The following is a 407-nucleotide window of genomic DNA, read 5'->3' as shown; positions in this document are numbered from 1 at the left end:
CCCCCCCCCCCCCCCCCCCCCCCCCCCCCCCCCCCCCCCCCCCCCCCCCCCCCCCCCCCCCCCCCCCCCCCCCCCCCCCCCCTTTTTACACGCAGAAGACGGCATACGCGATCAGGCGCCATGTCTCGTGGGCTCGGAGATGTGTATAAGAGACAGATTGAAGAAACGTCGCACCAGTGTGGGTGACGTTTCTTCAATCGCGGCCACCAGCTGCGCATTGGCAGCGCCGAACACGCAGGGCAACTGCCGCGCCACAATGGCTGTCTCTTATACACATCTGACGCTGCCGACGAAGGCCGTGGAGTGTAGTGCGGGGGGGTCGGGGGGTCAGTAAAAAGGGGGGGGGGGGGGGGGGGGGGGGGGGGGGGGGGGGGGGGGGGGGGGGGGGGGGGGGGGGGGGGGGGGGG

Annotated in this window: 1 pseudogene; it reads right to left on the bottom strand. The window is 73.5% G+C overall.

Going from position 1 to position 407, the window contains the following annotated elements:
- Positions 1-171: 171 nt before the first annotated feature.
- Positions 172-258, bottom strand: a pseudogene (locus JHD73_RS28180) (pyroglutamyl-peptidase I); the annotation flags it as partial.
- Between the last annotated feature and the right edge of the window lie 149 nt (positions 259-407).

The organism is Ralstonia sp. ASV6 (assembly GCF_016429285.1).
Classification (GTDB): domain Bacteria; phylum Pseudomonadota; class Gammaproteobacteria; order Burkholderiales; family Burkholderiaceae; genus Ralstonia; species Ralstonia flaminis.
The sequence above is the reverse complement of the archived record's forward strand: the minus strand, read 5'-3'. Positions and strand labels throughout refer to the sequence as shown.